At 43.8% G+C, this 17,902-nt stretch carries 18 protein-coding genes and 1 other annotated feature; all 18 genes read left to right on the plus strand.

Translation table 11 applies throughout. The annotated features are described in order from the left end of the window. Position 1 precedes the first annotated feature (1 nt). The 18 genes from ACRYKC_RS19300 (at position 2) to fusA (ending at position 17,878) form a co-directional block, all read left to right on the plus strand. Complete coding sequence (locus tag ACRYKC_RS19300; protein ID WP_433809349.1) at positions 2-403, plus strand: Mini-ribonuclease 3; 402 nt, start codon at positions 2-4, stop codon at positions 401-403. Continuing rightward, on the plus strand, positions 400-1,143 hold the full coding sequence (gene rlmB / locus ACRYKC_RS19305) for a 23S rRNA (guanosine(2251)-2'-O)-methyltransferase RlmB (protein WP_433809351.1): 744 nt from the start codon (positions 400-402) through the stop codon (positions 1,141-1,143). The genes ACRYKC_RS19300 and rlmB overlap by 4 nt, the downstream gene beginning before the upstream one ends. A gap of 3 nt (positions 1,144-1,146) precedes the next feature. Then, entirely contained in the window at positions 1,147-1,656 is a 510-nt protein-coding gene (locus ACRYKC_RS19310) for an NYN domain-containing protein (RefSeq protein WP_433809353.1), read from the plus strand. 81 nt (positions 1,657-1,737) lie between these two features. Then, positions 1,738-2,394 carry an RNA polymerase sporulation sigma factor SigH gene (gene sigH / locus ACRYKC_RS19315; RefSeq protein WP_433809355.1) on the plus strand — a complete coding sequence of 219 codons (657 nt, stop codon included), beginning with the start codon at positions 1,738-1,740 and terminating at the stop codon, positions 2,392-2,394. Between the two features lie 79 nt (positions 2,395-2,473). Further along, positions 2,474-2,623 (plus strand): 50S ribosomal protein L33, encoded by a 150-nt coding sequence (gene rpmG / locus ACRYKC_RS19320; protein WP_085026921.1) that lies wholly within the window; start codon positions 2,474-2,476, stop codon positions 2,621-2,623. A gap of 42 nt (positions 2,624-2,665) precedes the next feature. Beyond that, the gene (gene secE, locus ACRYKC_RS19325) at positions 2,666-2,842 is read left to right on the plus strand and encodes a preprotein translocase subunit SecE (RefSeq protein WP_085026919.1); all 177 of its coding nucleotides are present in this window, start codon (positions 2,666-2,668) and stop codon (positions 2,840-2,842) included. 127 nt (positions 2,843-2,969) lie between these two features. Next, a complete protein-coding gene (nusG, locus tag ACRYKC_RS19330) occupies positions 2,970-3,506 on the plus strand; it encodes a transcription termination/antitermination protein NusG (RefSeq protein WP_085031714.1) in 537 nt (178 codons plus the stop codon). Positions 3,507-3,715: 209 nt separating this feature from the next. Next, on the plus strand, positions 3,716-4,141 hold the full coding sequence (gene rplK / locus ACRYKC_RS19335) for a 50S ribosomal protein L11 (RefSeq protein ID WP_035545742.1): 426 nt from the start codon (positions 3,716-3,718) through the stop codon (positions 4,139-4,141). A gap of 116 nt (positions 4,142-4,257) precedes the next feature. Continuing rightward, positions 4,258-4,953, plus strand: coding sequence for a 50S ribosomal protein L1 (gene rplA / locus ACRYKC_RS19340; RefSeq protein ID WP_433809358.1), 696 nt, complete (start codon positions 4,258-4,260; stop codon positions 4,951-4,953). A gap of 52 nt (positions 4,954-5,005) precedes the next feature. Then, positions 5,006-5,158 (plus strand) — a sequence feature (ribosomal protein L10 leader region). 40 nt (positions 5,159-5,198) lie between these two features. After that, positions 5,199-5,699 (plus strand): 50S ribosomal protein L10, encoded by a 501-nt coding sequence (gene rplJ, locus ACRYKC_RS19345; protein ID WP_433809360.1) that lies wholly within the window; start codon positions 5,199-5,201, stop codon positions 5,697-5,699. A 52-nt stretch (positions 5,700-5,751) separates the two neighbouring features. After that, on the plus strand, positions 5,752-6,117 hold the full coding sequence (rplL, locus tag ACRYKC_RS19350) for a 50S ribosomal protein L7/L12 (protein ID WP_433809362.1): 366 nt from the start codon (positions 5,752-5,754) through the stop codon (positions 6,115-6,117). 80 nt (positions 6,118-6,197) lie between these two features. Next, the gene (locus ACRYKC_RS19355; RefSeq protein WP_433809364.1) at positions 6,198-6,800 is read left to right on the plus strand and encodes a class I SAM-dependent methyltransferase; all 603 of its coding nucleotides are present in this window, start codon (positions 6,198-6,200) and stop codon (positions 6,798-6,800) included. Between the two features lie 315 nt (positions 6,801-7,115). Beyond that, positions 7,116-10,643, plus strand: coding sequence for a DNA-directed RNA polymerase subunit beta (rpoB, locus tag ACRYKC_RS19360; protein ID WP_433809366.1), 3,528 nt, complete (start codon positions 7,116-7,118; stop codon positions 10,641-10,643). A 65-nt stretch (positions 10,644-10,708) separates the two neighbouring features. Continuing rightward, the gene (gene rpoC / locus ACRYKC_RS19365) at positions 10,709-14,317 is read left to right on the plus strand and encodes a DNA-directed RNA polymerase subunit beta' (protein ID WP_433809368.1); all 3,609 of its coding nucleotides are present in this window, start codon (positions 10,709-10,711) and stop codon (positions 14,315-14,317) included. Positions 14,318-14,461: 144 nt separating this feature from the next. Then, on the plus strand, positions 14,462-14,713 hold the full coding sequence (locus ACRYKC_RS19370; RefSeq protein ID WP_433809370.1) for a 50S ribosomal protein L7ae-like protein: 252 nt from the start codon (positions 14,462-14,464) through the stop codon (positions 14,711-14,713). Positions 14,714-14,812: 99 nt separating this feature from the next. Then, on the plus strand, positions 14,813-15,232 hold the full coding sequence (gene rpsL, locus ACRYKC_RS19375; protein WP_433809372.1) for a 30S ribosomal protein S12: 420 nt from the start codon (positions 14,813-14,815) through the stop codon (positions 15,230-15,232). Between the two features lie 54 nt (positions 15,233-15,286). Next, positions 15,287-15,757 carry a 30S ribosomal protein S7 gene (rpsG, locus tag ACRYKC_RS19380; RefSeq protein ID WP_085026901.1) on the plus strand — a complete coding sequence of 157 codons (471 nt, stop codon included), beginning with the start codon at positions 15,287-15,289 and terminating at the stop codon, positions 15,755-15,757. A gap of 42 nt (positions 15,758-15,799) precedes the next feature. Beyond that, positions 15,800-17,878 (plus strand): elongation factor G, encoded by a 2,079-nt coding sequence (fusA, locus tag ACRYKC_RS19385; protein WP_433809374.1) that lies wholly within the window; start codon positions 15,800-15,802, stop codon positions 17,876-17,878. The last annotated feature ends 24 nt before the right edge of the window (positions 17,879-17,902 follow it).

Here is a 17,902-nt window from a genome sequence, read left to right on the forward strand (position 1 = left end):
GATGGAAAATGTGAAACAGATGAAAAGTCTCGCCCTTGCTTACATGGGGGACGCTGTCTATGAACTTTACGTCCGAAACCATCTGCTGGAGTCGGGTACAGTAAAGCCTCAGCACCTCCACCAAGCAGCTGTGAAGTTTGTCTCTGCAGTCTCACAAGCAGAGGTCGTAAAGCATTGGCAGAAAGAACAGCAACTGACAGAGGAAGAAGAAGGGGTGCTCAGACGCGGCCGCAATGCCAAGTCTGGGTCCGTCCCTAAAAGTACAGATGTACAAACCTATCGCTATTCAACAGCTTTTGAAGCGGTTTTAGGATTTTTGTATCTGGCTGGTCAAACGGAGCGACTGGAAGAGCTGATTACTGAAGCCATCCATTTTGTTGAAGAAAGGAGTGGAGAAGAGTGAAAGGAGAATGGATTATCGGGAAAAACCCGGTTCAAGAAGCGTTACGTTCAGGACGATCGATCAATAAAGTTCTTGTGTCCGATCAATTGCAGCATCAAGCTTCAAAAAAGTTAGAACAGCTGGCTAAAGAAAATGGCGTCATTGTTCAAAAGGTTCCTAAGAAAAAAATCGATCAACTTGTCGATGGCAACCACCAGGGTGTAGCGGCATCAGTAGCCGCATACGAGTATAGCGATCTTGAGGACCTTTTCGCTAAGGCTGAAGAAAAAGGGGAAGCTCCCTTTTTTATTATCTGTGATGAAATTGAAGACCCTCATAACCTGGGTTCGATTCTGCGTACAGCTGATGCCAGTGGTGCGCATGGAGTTATCATTCCTAAAAGACGTTCTGTAGCTTTGACAGGAACTGTTGCCAAAACATCTACAGGGGCGATTGAATACATTCCTGTTGCACGGGTAACGAACCTTGCTCGCACGATCGAGGAGTTGAAGGAGAGGTTTGTCTGGGTCGTCGGGACAGATGCAACAGGCACAGAAGATTATAGGCAGTTAGACGGTACGATGCCAATTGCTCTAGTAATTGGCAGTGAAGGAAAAGGCATGAGCCGTCTGACAAAAGAGAAGTGTGACTGGACAGTGAGTCTTCCGATGGCAGGAAAAGTCACGTCGTTAAATGCGTCGGTAGCGGCTTCTTTATTGATGTATGAAGTATATAGAAAGCGCCATCCGATTGGTGAATAACTTATGATTGTTCTAATCGTAGATGGATACAACATGATCGGTGCTTGGCCGGAACTGAAGAGGCTGAAGGAAAAAGATCTAGGCCAAGCCCGTGATCTTCTAATAGAAATGCTTGCGGAATATCAATCTTATACTGGCGATCGGATCATTGTTGTTTTTGATGCTTACCATGTTCGAGGCTTAGAAAAAAAGCATAAAAATTACAAAGTTGATGTTATTTTCACCAAAGAAAACGAAACGGCAGACGAACGGATAGAAAAACTAGCGGGAGAGTTGAATGATGTTCGGACCCAGGTCTATGTGGCGACTTCGGATTATGCAGAGCAGCGAACGATCTTTGGACAAGGAGCATTCCGAAAATCTGCTAGAGAGCTTTATATCGAGATTAAAAATATAGAAAACCAAATAAAAAAAGATGTAGAATCTCACAATCAAGTACAGAACCAGCCGAAAATACCAATGAATGAAGAAGTGCGAAAATTATTTGAAAAATGGCGTCGAGGAGATAAATAATTCTGACAACTTGTTGACGCTTTTCAAGCGCTTACTGTATAATATTGCTATATTGAGGTAGCACGGTCGGGGGGATCCTGTGTGAGCATCATTCAAACGGAGAGAGACATCAATGAGTTGGATCTTAGCAAGCTTGAGGATGAAGCGATTATCGAACGGATTAATCAAGGTCAGGTCCAAGCTCTCGATTATTTAATTAATAAGTACAAGAACTTTGTTCGCGCTAAAGCTCGGACTTACTTTCTTATTGGCGCAGACCGGGAAGACATTGTGCAGGAAGGTATGATTGGTCTTTATAAAGCTATCCGTGATTACCAGGAAGGAAAGCTGTCTTCTTTTAAAGCCTTTGCCGAACTATGCGTCACCCGTCAAATTATTACCGCAATCAAAACTGCCACCAGACAAAAGCACATCCCTTTAAATTCCTACGTTTCACTGGACAAGCCTATTTATGACGAAGAATCTGATCGGACATTATTAGATGTGATCGCTGGCTCTAAAGCCATTGATCCACAAGAATTGATTGTTAACAAAGAAAAGTTTTCTGACATGGAAGAGAAAATCTCAGAGTTGTTAAGCGAATTAGAGAAGCAAGTCCTCTCCCTATACTTGGACGGGCGTTCGTATCAGGAGATTTCAGTCGAGCTTAATCGTCACGTAAAATCCATAGATAATGCTCTGCAACGGGTTAAAAGGAAACTTGAGAAGTACTTGGAGATTAGCGAAATCACTCTATAAATGGAAGATTGACAGGCTCTAGTAAGAGTGCTACATTTATTGAGTGTGTAAACCTCTAAATAAAGAGGGTGACGAACTAATGCGAAAAAAAGTAGTTTTAGCTTGTACTGAATGCTCTAGTCGAAACTATAGTTCATATAAAAATCAATCGAGTCAATCCGAACGTCTAGAAGTTCGTAAGTTTTGTAAGAGGTGCGGCAAACACACCTTGCATCGCGAAACGAAATAGAGAAAGAAGCCGGCAGGCACAAGTTTGGGGGGTATGGCATCCATGTTTAAGTTCTTTAAGAACGTAGCTAGAGAAATGCGCAAGGTCAGCTGGCCAAAAGGTCGTGAACTTACACGTTATACAATTACTGTTTTAGCTACAGTTGCTTTCGTTGCCGTTTTCTTTGCCGTTGTTGATCTTGGGATATCCCAGGTACTTGAACTCATTGCTAAAGAATAGTACAGTAGATTTTATGCTATAATAGGAGATAGACTCACAAAAAACCCGTTTAACGGGTTTTTTATGTTGGAAAAAAAGTATTAAATTTAATATAAGGGAGGGAAGGGCAAGCATTTGTCCTGTTCAAATGGAAAAAAGATGGTATGTTGTTCACACCTACTCAGGTTACGAAAACAAAGTAAAGACCAACTTAGAAAAGCGAGTCGAGTCAATGGGAATGGAAGATAAAATCTTTCGTGTGTTAGTCCCTGAAGACGAAGAAGCGGAAATTAAGAATGGTAAAAGAAAAATCGCGAAGAAAAAAGTATTCCCGGGTTACGTTTTAGCTGAGATGGTCATGACAGATGATTCATGGTATGTCGTACGGAATACGCCGGGGGTTACAGGGTTCGTTGGATCAACCGGCTCCGGCTCTAAACCAATCCCTCTCCTTCCTGAAGAAGTGGACACTGTTCTCAAACGTATGGGCATGAACGAAAAGCCGAAAACAGAGGTTGACTTTGAGGTGAAGGAAAGTGTTAAAGTAACGGACGGACCTTTCGCAAACTTCACTGGAACGATCGAGTACATTGATACGGATAAACAGAAGGTGAAAGTTCACGTCAACATGTTCGGCCGTGAAACTCCGGTAGAGTTAGACTTTTCTCAAATCGAAAAATTATAGATTTGAACAAGGAAGCGCCTGGGTCAGCTCTGATAAATTCATCGACCATTTAAAAAATCATCCTCTCCCCCCTTGCATTCTTCTAATAAAGATGCTAGAATTTTTATGTTCTTTATGTGCCTCAATCGGAGAGGCGTTAAGCATATTGCAAAATGAGTGGGAGGGGTTATCCCTATTACCACATCACGGACTTTAAGGAGGTGTGTCTCGTGGCTAAAAAAGTTATTAATGTTGTAAAGCTTCAAATTCCTGCAGGTAAAGCGAACCCAGCACCGCCAGTAGGACCAGCACTAGGTCAAGCGGGTATTAACATCATGGGTTTCTGTAAGGAGTTTAACGCTCGTACTCAGGAACAAGCGGGTACGATTATCCCAGTTGAAATTACGGTATATGAAGACCGTTCCTTTACATTCGTTACGAAAACTCCACCTGCTGCTGTGCTTCTTAAGCAAGCGGCTGGTATTGAATCAGGTTCTGGTGAACCAAACCGTAACAAAGTAGCTACTGTGAAACGCGACAAAGTTCGCGAAATCGCAGAAACAAAAATGCCTGATTTAAATGCTGCTGACGTTGAAGCTGCAATGCGCATGGTTGAAGGTACTGCGCGCAGTATGGGAATCACAATCGAAGATTAACCCCACAGCGTCATCTGGAGAGATAGGAAAGGTTGCGGAACTGGAGCTTAGACCCTTTTCGCAACCTTTATTCGTGGGAGGAAAATCCGTTAAAACCACAAAGGAGGAAAATTATAATGGCTAAAAAAACTAAGAAACAACAAGAACTACAAAAGCTTGTTGACCGTACAAAAGCTTATGAAGTAAATGAAGCGATTAAGCTAGCACAAGAAACTGCAAAAGCAAACTTTGATGAAACTGTTGAAGCTGCATTCCGTTTAGGCGTTGATCCTAAGAAAGCGGACCAGCAAATTCGTGGAGCTATGGTGCTTCCTCACGGTACAGGTAAATCCCAGCGTGTGCTTGTTTTCGCTAAAGGTGATAAAGCGAAAGAAGCAGAAGCAGCGGGTGCTGACTACGTAGGTGAACAAGACCTAATCAACAAGATTAACCAGGGCTGGTTTGATTTTGACGTAGTTGTAGCGACTCCTGACATGATGGCTGAAGTAGGTAAGCTTGGTCGTGTACTAGGACCTAAAGGTCTTATGCCAAACCCTAAAACAGGTACAGTAACATTCGAAGTGGAAAAAGCGGTTAACGAAATCAAAGCTGGTAAAGTAGAATACCGCGTTGATAAAGCTGCTAACATCCACGTTCCAATTGGAAAAGCTTCTTTCGACCAGGACAAATTGGTTGAGAACTTCGAAGCAATTACTGAGACACTTGTTAAAGCGAAGCCTCAAGCAGCTAAAGGAACTTACATGCGTAATGCTGCTGTTTCATCAACAATGGGACCTGGAATCAAAGTTGATGTTTCTGCTTACACAAAATAAGTAATTTATTGTTGACTTTCCATTGCTGATTAGTTACAATTAGTAATGTTGTATAAATGAATACGTTATACCGTAGACAGTAGGTGCGGATATCCCGCTTAATTTCCTGCCGAGGTGTGTGAATAAACAAAGCAGCGCCAATTGCTGCCCTGCTTTGTCATACAGTACCTCCATGTCTACATGGAGGTACTTTTTTATGTAAGCCTTCCGAACGGTATGATGATCAGTCAATAGGAGGTGGAACGATGAGCAGTATTATTGAACAGAAAAAGCAGGTTGTATCTGAGCTAGCTGATAAGTTCCGCAACAGTAAATCTGCAGTAGTTGTAGATTACCGCGGTCTTGACGTAGCGGAAGTTACAGAGCTTCGTTCACAACTTCGTGAAGCCGGCGTAGATTTCAAAGTGTACAAAAACACAATGACTCGCCGTGCGACAGAAGAAGTTGAACTATCTGAACTTCATGAAGTGCTACAAGGTCCGACTGCATTAGCATTCCATGCAGACGACGCTGTAGCTCCAGCGAAAGTTCTTAACAACTTTGCTAAAGATCACGAAAACCTTGAAATTAAAGGTGGAGTGGTTGAAGGACAAGTTGCAACTCTTGAGCAAATCAAAGAGCTTGCAAACCTTCCAAACTACGAGGGTCTTGTATCTATGTTCCTAAGCGTACTACAAGCGCCTATCCGCAACTTCGCATACGCGACAAAAGCTATTGCGGATCAAAAAGAAGAAGAAAGCGCGTAAGTTAGCGTTCGTTTAAACTATAAACCTAAAATTAATAAGGAGGAAATTTCTCATGTCTAACGAACAAATCATTGAAGCGATTAAAGAAATGTCTGTTCTTGAGCTTAACGATCTAGTAAAAGCAATCGAAGAAGAATTTGGTGTATCCGCTGCTGCTCCAGTAGCTGCTGGTGCTCCTGCTGCAGGTGGCGAAGCTGCTGAAGAGCAAACAGAATTCGACGTAGTTCTAGAAGCTGCTGGATCTTCTAAGATCAAAGTTGTTAAAGCAGTACGTGAAATCACTGGTCTAGGTCTTAAAGACGCAAAAGACCTTGTTGACAACGCTCCTAAAGCTGTCAAAGAAGGCATTGCTAAAGAAGAAGCAGAAGAAATCAAGTCTCAGCTTGAAGAAGCTGGCGCAACAGTTGAAGTTAAGTAAGTTGATGTTGAAAGTAAAGCTCGCTGATTATCGGCGGGCTTTCTTTTTCTTACAAGAATATTAAAGAAGGTGTTCGGATCATGTCGGAACATTATTATTCAAAAAAAACCACTGCTGATAGTGATGAAAGATCCTGGTCTTTTACTTTAAGAGACCATACGTTAGACTTTACTACCGATAACGCCGTTTTTTCTAAAAGAGAAGTAGACTATGGATCAAGGCTGCTCATTGAATCATATGAAGAACCGGAAGTAGGTGGTGACTTGCTTGATCTGGGGTGCGGATACGGTCCGGTCGGCATAGCGCTGGCAAAGGATTTTCCAGATCGGCATGTATGGATGGTGGATGTAAACGAGCGAGCTTTGAATTTAGCTGATAGAAATGCTAAACAAAACGCTGTGACGAACGTAACCATTCAAGAGAGTGATCGTCTGCAAGGTTTGGTTGAGCATAAATTTGCTTCCATATTGACAAACCCTCCGATACGAGCCGGAAAAAAGGTCGTACATCAAATGTTTGAAGAATCATATAAAGCATTGCTGGATCAAGGAGAATTGTGGATTGTCATTCAGAAGAAGCAAGGTGCTCCATCTGCCAAACAAAAAATAGAAGATTTGTTTGGAAATGTTGACGTAGTTGTGAAGCAAAAAGGGTATTACATCCTTAAGGCATTAAAAGTTTGACTGGCCAATCTATTTGTGCTAGTATTGAAAAATGCCAATATGACTAAAGTCTGTCAAGTCTTTTTTTCTAAAATGTATAAAAAAATGATAGACGGTTAGAATGGTAAAAATCGAACCCAAAGTAAATGAGGTTTTTGAATGAGCAAAACCCTTTTTCTTTTTTGTCTAACGTTAGAGAGAAATGAAGAATCACCATTTGCTATAGTGGCGAATGTTTAAATAGTGCTTGTGGCAAGATCAACCGCAAGCCTGTTCGGCATGTCTTGCCGGACCCTTTTTTCGTTATAAAAATGCTTGATTTGAGGGGTGAATCAGTTGACAGGTCAACTAGTTCAGTATGGACGACACCGCCAACGCAGAAGTTATGCACGCATCAGTGAAGTATTAGAATTACCTAACTTGATCGAAATTCAAACCGCTTCTTATGATTGGTTCCTAGAAGAAGGTTTGAAAGAGATGTTCCAGGATATCTCTCCAATCGAAGATTTCACAGGTAATCTCTCACTTGAGTTTGTAGACTACAGCTTAGGCGAACCAAAGTATCCAGTCGATGAGTCAAAGGATCGCGACGTAACATATAACGCACCGCTTCGTGTGAAAGTCCGTCTATTAAATAATGAGACAGGCGAAGTGAAAGAGCAAGAAGTGTTTATGGGTGATTTCCCACTGATGACAGACACAGGTACCTTTATTATAAATGGTGCTGAACGTGTTATTGTTTCTCAGCTTGTTCGCTCTCCAAGTGTCTATTACAACAAAAAGATTGATAAAAACGGTAAGAAAGGCTATACCGCAACGGTCATTCCGAACCGCGGTGCATGGTTAGAGTTCGAAACCGATGCGAAAGATGTTGTACATGTACGTATCGACCGTACTCGTAAATTGCCGATTACCGTTCTTCTTCGTGCTTTAGGTTTCGGTACAGACCAGGAGATCATCGATATTATCGGCGATAACGAATACCTGAAGAACACACTCGAAAAAGATAACACGGAAAATAGCGAGAAAGCTCTTTTAGAAATCTATGAACGTCTGCGTCCTGGTGAGCCGCCGACGGTAGAAAATGCGAAGAGTCTACTTGTTTCCCGTTTCTTTGATCCGAAGCGCTATGATTTGGCGCGTGTCGGACGATATAAAATGAACAAAAAGCTTCATATTAAGGATCGTTTATTTAATCAAACGCTTGCTGAAACACTCGTCGACGAAGAAACAGGCGAAGTCTTAGCAGAGAAGGGCGACAAGATTGATCGCCGTTTATTAAACAAACTTATTCCTCACTTTGATAGTGATGAAGCGAATCTAAGTGAACAATCATTGGAGCCTGTAGAAGGTGTGCTTGAAGATCCTATCCGTGTACAGTCTGTGAAAATCGTAGATCCGACTGATCCGGAAGGTGAAAAGTCTATCAATGTCATCGGAAATGCCAACATTGATCGTGATGTGAAGAACATTACACCAGCTGATATTCTTTCTGCAATCAGCTACTTCTTCAACCTCTTGCACAATGTAGGCGGTACAGACGATATCGACCACCTAGGTAACCGTCGTCTTCGTTCTGTCGGTGAACTTCTTCAGAACCAGTTCCGTATTGGTTTGTCCCGTATGGAGCGTGTTGTGCGTGAGCGTATGTCTATTCAGGATACGTCATCCATTACACCACAACAGCTGATTAACATCCGGCCAGTGATTGCGTCGATTAAAGAATTCTTCGGAAGTTCCCAGCTATCTCAGTTCATGGACCAGACGAACCCGCTAGCAGAATTGACACACAAACGTCGTCTTTCTGCACTAGGACCAGGTGGTTTGACTCGTGAACGTGCTGGTTTCGAAGTACGTGACGTACACTACTCTCACTACGGTCGTATGTGTCCGATTGAAACACCTGAGGGCCCAAACATCGGTTTGATCAACTCCTTGTCTTCCTATGCGAAGGTCAACGAGTTCGGTTTCATTGAAACTCCATACCGTCGTGTGGATCCTGATACAAATAAAGTTACAGAACAAATCGATTATCTGACTGCAGATGAGGAAGATAATTACGTCGTAGCCCAGGCCAACGCGAAGCTAGGAGATGACGGCTCTTTCGTTGATGAAGAAGTCATCGCTCGTTTCCGTGGTGAAAACACGGTAGTTCAACGTGATCGCCTTGATTATATGGACGTATCACCGAAGCAGGTTGTTTCTGCAGCGACTGCTTGTATCCCATTCTTAGAGAATGACGACTCTAACCGCTCTCTAATGGGTGCAAACATGCAGCGACAAGCTGTACCGTTGCTTAAGCCGGACGCTCCGCTTGTTGGTACAGGCATGGAGTACGTTTCTGGTAAAGACTCTGGTGCTGCTGTTATTTGCCGTCATGAAGGAATCGTTGAGCGTGTGGAAGCAAAAGAAGTACTAGTACGCCGCGTTTCCGAAGTGGATGGAAGAGAAGTAGAAGGTGACCTTGATCGTTACCGTCTACAGAAGTTCATCCGCTCCAACCAAGGTAGCTGCTACAACCAGCGCCCAATCGTTTCTAAAGGAGATCGCGTTACAAAAGGTGAAATCCTTGCTGACGGTCCATCTATGGATATGGGTGAACTAGCTCTTGGACAAAACCCGCTAGTAGCCTTTATGACATGGGATGGTTATAACTATGAGGACGCGATCATCATGAGCGAGCGCCTTGTAAAAGATGATGTTTACACATCTATTCATATAGAAGAATATGAGTCTGAAGCTCGTGATACGAAGCTTGGACCAGAAGAAATCACCCGAGATATTCCTAACGTCGGTGAAGATGCCCTTCGCGACTTAGATGATCGTGGTATTATCCGTGTTGGTGCGGAAGTCAGCGATGGCGACTTACTTGTAGGTAAGGTCACTCCTAAAGGGGTAACGGAGCTTTCGGCTGAAGAGCGCCTTCTTCACGCAATCTTTGGTGAAAAAGCACGCGAAGTTCGTGACACCTCTCTTCGTGTACCACACGGAGCTGGTGGAATCGTATTGGATGTGAAGATCTTTAACCGTGAAGACGGGGATGAACTTCCACCAGGTGTTAACCAGTTGATCCGTGTCTATATCGTTCAGAAGCGTAAGATTTCTGAAGGTGATAAGATGGCTGGGCGTCACGGTAACAAAGGTGTTATTTCTAAGATCCTTCCGGAGGAAGATATGCCGTTCCTTCCTGATGGAACACCAGTTGACATCATGTTAAACCCATTAGGGGTACCATCACGTATGAACATTGGACAGGTACTGGAATTGCACCTGGGTATGGCTGCTCGCCTGTTAGGTGAAAGAGTCGCTACACCAGTATTCGATGGTGCGCGTGAGGAAGATGTTTGGGAAACACTTGAAGAGGCTGGTATGTCGCGTGATGCGAAAACCATCCTTTATGATGGACGTACAGGTGAACCGTTTGACAACCGAGTATCTGTAGGTGTCATGTATATGATCAAGCTTGCACACATGGTTGATGACAAACTTCATGCCCGTTCCACAGGTCCATATTCACTTGTTACGCAACAACCGCTTGGTGGTAAAGCACAATTTGGTGGACAGCGTTTCGGTGAGATGGAGGTATGGGCACTTGAAGCATACGGTGCCGCTTACACCCTTCAAGAGATTCTGACCGTTAAATCGGATGACGTTGTAGGTCGTGTGAAGACTTACGAAGCCATTGTCAAAGGTGATAATGTACCTGAACCAGGAGTTCCAGAATCATTCAAAGTACTAATTAAAGAACTTCAAAGTCTTGGTATGGATGTGAAGATTCTGTCTGGTGACGAACAGGAAATCGAAATGCGTGATATCGAAGAAGAGCAAACGAAAGAATCCGAGAACTTAAATCTAGACGATTAATAGACTCCAGAAGCTCGTATTCTAAGCTTAGGGAAAACCCGGATACTAAAAGGGAGGTAGGCCCCTTGCTAGATGTAAACAATTTTGAGTATATGAAAATTGGCTTGGCTTCACCGGACAAGATCCGCTCTTGGTCCTACGGTGAGGTCAAGAAGCCAGAAACGATCAACTATCGTACGTTAAAACCAGAAAAAGACGGCTTATTCTGTGAACGTATCTTCGGCCCGCAAAAAGACTGGGAATGTCACTGTGGTAAATACAAACGTGTCCGCTATAAAGGTGTCGTTTGTGACCGTTGCGGTGTCGAGGTAACGAAAGCGAAAGTACGTCGTGAGCGTATGGGGCACCTGGAACTAGCTGCCCCTGTCTCTCACATCTGGTATTTCAAAGGAATTCCAAGTCGTATGGGTCTTGTCCTAGACATGTCACCAAGGGCATTGGAAGAAGTTATTTATTTCGCTGCTTATATCGTTACAGACCCAGGTGAAACAGCTCTTGAGAGGAAGCAGCTTCTTTCCGAGAAGGAATACCGTTCCTATCGTGAGAAGTTCGGTCAAGGTTTCCAAGCTGCTATGGGTGCAGAAGCGATTCGTAAGCTTCTTTTCGATATCGATTTGGACGGCGAAGTAGACACACTGAAAGAAGAATTGAAAACTGCTCAAGGTCAGCGTCGTACACGTGCGATCAAACGCTTGGAAGTTCTTGAATCATTCCGTAACTCTGGAAACGATCCTTCGTGGATGATCCTCGATGTGCTTCCAGTCATTCCGCCGGAGCTTCGTCCTATGGTTCAGTTGGATGGAGGACGTTTTGCTACGTCTGACTTGAACGACCTTTATCGTCGTGTTATCAACCGTAACAACCGTCTGAAGCGTTTGTTGGATCTTGGTGCACCGACAATTATCGTTCAAAACGAAAAGCGTATGCTGCAGGAAGCTGTAGACGCACTGATTGATAATGGCCGCCGCGGCCGTCCTGTAACGGGACCAGGAAACCGTCCACTTAAGTCTCTTTCCCATATGCTGAAAGGTAAGCAAGGACGTTTCCGTCAAAACTTACTTGGTAAACGTGTAGACTATTCCGGTCGTTCCGTTATCGTTGTTGGTCCATCACTGAAAATGTATCAATGTGGACTTCCGAAAGAAATGGCTCTTGAGCTATTCAAGCCTTTTGTAATGAAGGAACTTGTATCTCGCGGACTAGCCCATAACATTAAGTCAGCTAAGCGTAAAATAGAACGGGTACACCATGAAGTGTGGGATGTTTTAGAAGACGTCATTAAAGAGCACCCGGTACTATTAAACCGTGCACCAACACTTCACCGTTTGGGTATCCAGGCGTTCGAACCGACTCTTGTAGAGGGTCGCGCTATTCGTCTTCACCCGCTCGTATGTACAGCATATAACGCCGACTTCGACGGAGACCAAATGGCCGTTCACGTACCATTGTCTTCAGAAGCTCAGGCAGAAGCGCGCATTCTTATGCTTGCTGCTCAAAACATCCTTAACCCTAAGGATGGTAAACCAGTCGTTACACCATCACAGGATATGGTACTAGGTAACTATTACCTTACTCTAGAGCGTGAAGGTGCTGTGGGCGAAGGTATGTTCTTCAAAGACTTGAATGAGGCTCTTATGGCATACCAAAACGGATATGTGCACTTGCATACACGTGTAGCTGTACAAGCAAGCTCACTTAACAATGAAACATTCACGGAAGCACAGAATCAGCAGCTTCTGCTTACGACAGTAGGTAAGTTGATTTTCAACGAAATGCTGCCTTCGTCCTTCCCATATATTAATGAACCGACTCAAGAAAACCTTGAGGTTAAGACTCCAGATCAATACTTTGTGCCTCACGGAACGGATATTCGCAAAGAGATTTCCAGCCGTGACGAAGTATCTCCATTCAAGAAAGGTATTTTAGGAGATATCATTGCAGAAGTCTTCAAACGCTTCTCTATCAGTGAAACTTCTAAGATGCTTGACCGAATGAAAGATCTAGGTTTCGCTTATTCTACGAAAGCTGGTATTACGGTCGGTGTCTCTGACGTTGTCGTACTACCAGAGAAACAAGAGATTCTTGATGAAGGTCAAGAAAAAGTAGATAAAGTGATGAAACAATTCCGTCGTGGTCTGATTACCGAGGAAGAACGTTATGATCGTGTTATTGAGATCTGGTCTGCGGCTAAAGATGACATTCAAAACCGTTTGATGAAATCCTTAGACCCAACCAACCCGATCTTCATGATGAGTGATTCCGGAGCGCGTGGTAACGCATCTAACTTTACACAGTTAGCTGGTATGCGTGGTCTAATGGCCAACCCGGCTGGACGAATCATCGAACTTCCGATCAAATCAAGCTTCCGTGAAGGCTTGACGGTACTTGAATACTTTATTTCTACTCACGGTGCCCGTAAAGGTCTTGCCGATACGGCCCTTAAGACAGCCGACTCAGGTTACTTGACGCGTCGTCTAGTTGACGTTGCTCAAGACGTTATCGTACGTGAAGACGATTGTGGTACAGACCGTGGATTGACTGTACAATCTCTTACAGAAGGTACAGAGGTCATCGAACCATTAATTGATCGTTTAATCGGACGTACAGCTTTCCAAACGATCAAGCATCCTGAAACAGGTGATGTCCTTGCCACTCGTAATGAAGTAATTTTCGAAGATGCAGCTAAACAAATCGTTGATGCGGGCATCGAGAAAGTTGTAATCCGTTCAGCATTCACATGTAACACGAAACACGGTGTATGTAAGAAGTGTTACGGACGCAACCTTGCTACAGGTGATGAGGTTGAAGTCGGAGAAGCAGTCGGAATTATCGCCGCTCAGTCCATCGGTGAGCCAGGTACACAGCTTACAATGCGTACCTTCCACACAGGTGGGGTAGCCGGAGATGACATCACGCAGGGTCTTCCGCGTATCCAGGAGATTGTGGAAGCTCGAAACCCTAAAGGACAAGCCGTTATCACTGAGATCGACGGCACGGTCGAAGAGGTCAACGAAGTGAAAGAGAAACAGGAGATTGTTGTCCAAGGATCTGTTGAAACACGTTCCTACACAGCACCATACGGCGCACGCCTTAAAGTTTCTGTCGGTGATGAAGTGAAAGCTGGAGAGCCACTTACTGAAGGTTCCATCGATCCGAAAGAACTACTGACTGTTCAAGGTCTGGATGGCGTGCAAGAGTACCTTCTGAAAGAAGTTCAGAAAGTTTACCGTATGCAAGGTGTTGAAATCTCCGACAAACACGTAGAAGTTATGGTTCGCCAGATGCTTCGCAAAATCCGTGTTCTTGACTCTGGAGACACAGATGTGTTGCCAGGATCACTTCTTGAGATTCACCAGTTCAAAGAAGCTAACCAAAAAGCGCTTATGGAAGGTGGACAGCCAGCAGTTGGACGTCCAGTTATCCTTGGTATTACCAAAGCATCGCTTGAAACGGACAGCTTCTTGTCAGCCGCATCCTTCCAGGAGACAACTCGTGTCTTGACGGATGCAGCTATTAAAGGTAAGCGTGATGAACTGCTTGGCCTGAAAGAAAATGTCATTATCGGTAAGCTTGTTCCTGCGGGTACAGGTATGACTCGATATCGTAAGATTCAAGCTCAATCCGAGGCATCTCAAGAAACAGTAGAGCAGCCTGAAGAAGTCACACAATCCTAAAATAAAATAGATAGAGGTTAACAAAGGGTAAAAAAATAGGAAGCACCCAAAAAACTACCTAAAATGCAGTTGACATGCATTTTAGGTAGTGATAATATAATCAAGGTGCTTCCATTTATCCTTGTTACTTTGGAGGATATGAACATGTCTTATGAAAAAGTAGCACGGGCTAAAGCAGATATAGTAATTGGGACCAAACAAACACTTAAAGCCATGAAAAGTGGTGAAGTGAGTGAAGTCATAACGGCTGATGATGCTGATCAGTCGATGACCACAAAAGTAGTGAAGTTAGCCAGGCAAATGAACATTCCGCATACCAATGTCCCATCTATGAAAGAGTTGGGAAATGCATGCGGCATCGATGTTGGCGCAGCTACTGTGGCGATAAAGCAATAAAGTTTTGGCGGTGATTCGCGAAAGCTTTGTTTTTTGCCTTTTAATGAACCACCTGGATGTGTGGTATTAAAAATAAGTGAAGAAGGGAGGATATCAAACATGCCTACTATTAATCAATTAGTACGTAAAGGACGTGTGAGCAAGACTAAACAATCTAACGCTCCAGCTTTGAACAAAGGTTACAACAGCTACAAAAAGCGTATGACTGACCTGTCTGCTCCTCAAAAACGTGGAGTTTGCACACGTGTTGGTACAATGACACCTAAGAAACCGAACTCTGCACTTCGTAAATATGCACGTGTTCGTTTGACTAACCAGCTTGAGGTTAACGCTTATATCCCTGGTATTGGCCACAACCTTCAAGAGCACAGTGTTGTTCTGATCCGTGGCGGTAAGGTTAAAGACTTGCCAGGTGTACGTTACCACATCGTTCGTGGTGCTCTTGACACTGCAAGCGTTGAAGGTCGTATGCAAGGCCGTTCTAAATACGGTACGAAAAAACCTAAAGCTAAAAAATAATCGATATGCTAATATCGCTTAAATAAAAAGTATTCAAAGAAGGGAGGGGAACATATGCCACGTAAAGGTCCAGTAGCTAAACGTGATGTGTTACCAGATCCGATGTACAGTTCTAAGCTTGTTACTCGCCTGATCAACCAAATCATGGTTGACGGTCAGCGCGGAAAAGCTCAGAAAATCCTTTATAAATCTTTCGAGCTAGTTCAAGAGCGTAGCGGCAATGACGCTATGGAAACTTTTGATCAAGCAATGAAAAACGTAATGCCTGTATTGGAAGTCCGCGCTCGTCGTGTGGGTGGTTCCAACTATCAGGTACCAGTAGAGGTTCGTCCTGAGCGTCGTCAAGCTTTAGGCTTGCGTTTCATCGTTAACTATGCGCGTCTTCGCGGTGAGAAAACGATGGAAGAACGCTTGGCTAACGAAATTCTAGATGCAGCAAACAACACCGGTGCAGCTGTTAAGCGCCGTGAAGAAATGCACAAAATGGCTGAAGCGAACAAAGCATTCGCTCACTATCGTTGGTAAGTTTCCACAAAATAATTTTTCATTCAGGAAGGAGAAAGATTCATGCCTAGAGAGTTCTCCTTGGAAAAGACTCGTAATATCGGGATTATGGCTCACATCGATGCTGGTAAAACAACAGCAACTGAGCGTATTCTTTTCTACACAGGACGTATCCACAAAATTGGTGAAACTCACGAAGGAGCTTCCCAAATGGACTGGATGGAGCAGGAACAAGAGCGCGGAATTACAATCACTTCCGCTGCGACAACTGCTCAATGGAAAGGTCACCGTATCAACATCATTGATACACCTGGACACGTAGACTTCACTGTTGAAGTTGAACGTTCCTTGCGTGTACTAGATGGTTCAGTAGCTGTCCTTGATGCGCAGTCTGGTGTTGAACCACAAACAGAAACTGTTTGGCGCCAAGCGACAACATACGGTGTTCCACGTATTGTTTTCGTTAACAAAATGGACAAAATTGGTGCAGACTTCGTTTACTCCTTGGGTACGTTGAAAGACCGCCTAGGAGCAAATGCTGCAGCCGTACAACTTCCAATCGGTGCAGAAGATGAATTCGAAGGAATCATTGACCTTGTAACGATGGAAGCATACTACTACTTGGATGACTTGGGTACACGTGCAGAATCACGCCCAATTCCTGATGAGTATAAAGATCAAGCTGAAGAGTTCCGCGCTAAGCTTGTTGAAGCTGTAGCTGAACTTGATGAAGACTTGATGATGCAGTACCTTGAGGGAGAAGAAATCACAAATGATCAGCTGAAAGCGGCGATCCGTACAGCGACTCTAAGTGTAGACTTCTATCCTGTATTCTGTGGTTCTGCGTTTAAGAACAAAGGTGTTCAACTTCTAATTGATGGAGTTATCGACTATCTTCCATCTCCATTGGATGTACCTCCAATTGAAGGTCACGTACCTCAAACGGATGAGCCTGTTGTTCGTAAAGCAGACGATAAAGAGCCATTCTCTGCATTGGCCTTTAAAGTTGCCACAGACCCTTATGTTGGTAAACTTACATTCTTCCGTGTTTACTCTGGTGTACTATCATCTGGTTCATACGTGAAGAACTCAACGAAAGATAAGCGTGAGCGTGTAGGACGTATCCTGCAAATGCACGCAAACTCTCGTGAAGAGATTTCTGAAGTGTATTGCGGTGATATCGCTGGTGCGGTAGGCCTTAAAGACACTGGTACAGGTGACACACTATGTGATGAGAAGAGTCTTGTTATTCTTGAGTCTATGGAATTCCCTGAGCCTGTTATCTCTGTAGCCATTGAGCCAAAGTCTAAAGCAGACCAAGACAAAATGTCTGTAGCACTTGGTAAACTTGCAGAAGAGGATCCAACATTCCAAACTGAAACGAACGTGGAAACTGGGCAAACAATCATCGCTGGTATGGGTGAACTTCACCTTGATATCATCGTTGACCGCCTGAAGCGTGAGTTCAAAGTTGAAGCGAACATTGGTGCTCCGCAAGTGGCATACCGCGAAACATTCCGCGGAAGTGCACAAGTTGAAGGTAAATTCGTACGTCAGTCTGGTGGTCGTGGACAGTTCGGACACGTATGGGTTGAATTCGAGCCTAACGAAGAGGGTGCTGGCTTCGAATTCGTTAACAAGATCGTTGGTGGTGTAGTACCACGTGAATACATTCCATCCGTAGAACAAGGAATCAAAGAATCTATGGAAAATGGTGTACTTGCAGGTTACCCAATGGTAGACATCAAAGCCACTCTTTATGATGGTTCTTACCACGATGTCGACTCCAACGAAATGGCCTTTAAAGTTGCCGCTTCCATGGCACTTAAAGAGGCTAAAAACAAGTGTAAACCAGTTCTTCTTGAACCAATGATGAAAGTTGAAGTTGTTATTCCAGAAGAATACATGGGAGATATCATGGGTGACGTAACTTCACGTCGTGGACGTGTAGAAGGTATGGAAACTCGTGGTACAGCACAAGTTGTTAAAGCATTCGTTCCACTTTCCGAAATGTTCGGTTACGCAACAGCGTTGCGTTCCAACACTCAAGGACGCGGAACGTATACAATGCACTTTGACCACTACGAAGAAGTTCCGAAGAGCATCTCTGAGGAAATCATCAAGAAAAATGCTGGTCAGTAATTGATTTTTTCTACGAGTTAAAGT

The sequence above is a fragment of the Halobacillus sp. A1-3 genome, from assembly GCF_050971765.1.
Taxonomy (GTDB): domain Bacteria; phylum Bacillota; class Bacilli; order Bacillales; family Halobacillaceae; genus Halobacillus; species Halobacillus mangrovi_B.

Excerpts from the sequence above, each read along its gene's own strand:
- ACRYKC_RS19300 (WP_433809349.1), top strand. The coding sequence starts at position 2 with ATGGAAAATGTGAAACAGATGAAAAGTCTCGCCCTTGCTTACATGGGG.
- ACRYKC_RS19310 (WP_433809353.1), top strand. The coding sequence starts at position 1,147 with ATGATTGTTCTAATCGTAGATGGATACAACATGATCGGTGCTTGGCCG.
- rpmG (WP_085026921.1), top strand. The coding sequence starts at position 2,474 with ATGCGAAAAAAAGTAGTTTTAGCTTGTACTGAATGCTCTAGTCGAAAC.
- secE (WP_085026919.1), top strand. The coding sequence starts at position 2,666 with ATGTTTAAGTTCTTTAAGAACGTAGCTAGAGAAATGCGCAAGGTCAGC.
- nusG (WP_085031714.1), top strand. The coding sequence starts at position 2,970 with ATGGAAAAAAGATGGTATGTTGTTCACACCTACTCAGGTTACGAAAAC.
- rplA (WP_433809358.1), top strand. The coding sequence starts at position 4,258 with ATGGCTAAAAAAACTAAGAAACAACAAGAACTACAAAAGCTTGTTGAC.
- rplJ (WP_433809360.1), top strand. The coding sequence starts at position 5,199 with ATGAGCAGTATTATTGAACAGAAAAAGCAGGTTGTATCTGAGCTAGCT.
- rplL (WP_433809362.1), top strand. The coding sequence starts at position 5,752 with ATGTCTAACGAACAAATCATTGAAGCGATTAAAGAAATGTCTGTTCTT.
- ACRYKC_RS19355 (WP_433809364.1), top strand. The coding sequence starts at position 6,198 with ATGTCGGAACATTATTATTCAAAAAAAACCACTGCTGATAGTGATGAA.
- ACRYKC_RS19370 (WP_433809370.1), top strand. The coding sequence starts at position 14,462 with ATGTCTTATGAAAAAGTAGCACGGGCTAAAGCAGATATAGTAATTGGG.
- rpsL (WP_433809372.1), top strand. The coding sequence starts at position 14,813 with ATGCCTACTATTAATCAATTAGTACGTAAAGGACGTGTGAGCAAGACT.
- rpsG (WP_085026901.1), top strand. The coding sequence starts at position 15,287 with ATGCCACGTAAAGGTCCAGTAGCTAAACGTGATGTGTTACCAGATCCG.
- fusA (WP_433809374.1), top strand. The coding sequence starts at position 15,800 with ATGCCTAGAGAGTTCTCCTTGGAAAAGACTCGTAATATCGGGATTATG.